General features: G+C 48.5%; 1 protein-coding gene. It reads right to left on the bottom strand.

Annotated features, from left to right (window positions below; all coding sequences use genetic code 11):
• Nucleotides 1–149: 149 nt before the first annotated feature.
• Nucleotides 150–1,583, bottom strand: coding sequence for a Fic family protein (locus ACJMNB_RS04990; protein ID WP_405339595.1), 1,434 nt, complete (start codon nucleotides 1,581–1,583; stop codon nucleotides 150–152).
• Between the last annotated feature and the right edge of the window lie 439 nt (nucleotides 1,584–2,022).

The raw sequence follows: 2,022 nt of genomic DNA on the forward strand, positions 1-2,022 counted from the left end.
TCGGTGACGAAGCCGAACCACCGTGCGGGGTCGCCCTCGCGCTCCAGCTGTTCGCCCTTGCGGTACTCCACCATCTTGCCCTCACGCTCGCAAAACTCGCGCAGCGCCTCAATGTCAATGCTATTTTTCCCGAATTTCTGTTCCATAAGTTAAAAGCGTAATATATATTCATCTTCTTCCTTGAAAGCGTTGCAGCGTTCCATGTAGTCGCGCATTTTCTCAAAGTTATCTCCACGGAGATTGTAGCTGAACAGCCGTACACGCTGGATGGCATTGATCAGCTTTTCAGGGTTGTCCTTTCGGGTGAGTTGGCGCAGTGCACTGAGATAGTCGGTGCGGAATACTGTGGGAATAATGACCTTCGACTGTCCGGCGGCTGTCAGTTCGGCATTCATCATGATGCGGGAGATGCGTCCGTTACCGTCGGAGAACGGGTGAACCTCGCTAATCATAAAGAGCATGAAGAGGGCACGGGCAAAGGGGTGACGCAAGGCGCTATAGACCTCGAAGCCTTTCTTCAGTGTTCCGCGAACCTGTTGGAAATCGACGAAATGGGTTTCGCCAGCGCGGTTATTCTGTGTCTTGAACATGCCGGGATTGGCTTCTGGACGGGCAGACATCATCACTCGGTGACGATGCTGGAGGATGTCAAGCAGGTGGTCGGGCGAGGTGGGCGTGATGGCCATTTCCTTTCGGTTGGAAACGATGTAATATGTGCCCAGCACGTCGTGACTGTCGGCGTTGCGGGCAGGCATCGGGGTACGGGTCTCGATAATCTGTCGGGCATCCTCCACCTCGAACTCTGTTCCCTCGATATAGTTGGAGAAATAACTCTCAAAGAAGGCGAAGTTGTTGTAGGCGGCATCCGTCTCGTTTGGCTCAGGGAAATTCTCAAACTCACGCTCGTTGAGTGCAGCCATCAGAATGCTGAAGAGCTTCAGTCGCTGACTGTCGAACGGCTCTCCCAAGGCACGGGCTTCGGCAACCGAGGAAGTGAGAATCTTCGAGGGCTTTGTGGAAAGGATGGCCCCGATGATGGAGTCCAGTTTCTTGAACTCGTCGGCCATGTCGAGCTGTCCGGCTATCTCGCGGGCTGTGTCGCGCAACTTGTTCAGTTCGTCCTCACCATTGGTCTGCAAGACTTTATCCAGTTTCTCTTCGATAACGTCCTGTGGCAGACACTTGGAAACGCCATCGCGGCTATAGCCTGTCTGTAGGTTTTCAAGATAGGCCCTGGCACTGCAAGACATGTGCAGACCTCCCATGAAAGGATAATCGGCGGGAAGGGCTTTCTGACCTTCAAGCAGATGGATGGTAATGCCTGGCAACGATACTTTCTTCGTGTAATTATAGGTGAGGTAGATGTGTCCGTCGTTAGTGGGGCGGCACTCGAAGGCACTACGATGACTCATGACGGCATCGGGGTAGAGTTCGCCAAGGATGAAGAAGAGATTTCTGCGGATGATATTCTCTGGGGTGTCGTTGAGATTGGTAGTGTATATCTTCGTGGCAATCTTGACGAGACGGCCTTCTTTCTTCATCTTCGTAATGAAGTTGTTGGTTGTCTTGTCGGAAGAAGCCATTACGACTTCGTGATTCAATAGAGCATTTTTTTCCATAAATTATTGCTTTTACGGTGCAAAGGTAGCAAAACTTTCCAAAAGAACATTTATTTTATGGAAAATTTTCCAAATTCAAGGTATTATTTGTTATTTTTGGCATTGGATTGCTTATAAAAGCGAGTTTTCACGGGTACAACGGGCCAAACCGCTCGTGGATGGCTACATAAATGGCGGTGCATATTCTTTTTGATAAAATCATGGTCTTGAATAGTGAAAATTGAACTGAAGGCATGAACATTTGTTCAGACTTTCATTTCGATGCCCACATTTTAGATTTGCAAAGGACTTATTGTTTTGTTGTTTTGTAACTTTGCTGGTTTTTGTAATCGGGAATAGTCCCGAATCAATTCAAATTTATTATTACTATGAAGAAAATTGTATTTTTTGCGTCAGTCCTGGC

Origin of the sequence: Fibrobacter sp. (assembly GCF_045131395.1) — a bacterium.
Lineage (GTDB): Bacteria > Fibrobacterota > Fibrobacteria > Fibrobacterales > Fibrobacteraceae > Fibrobacter.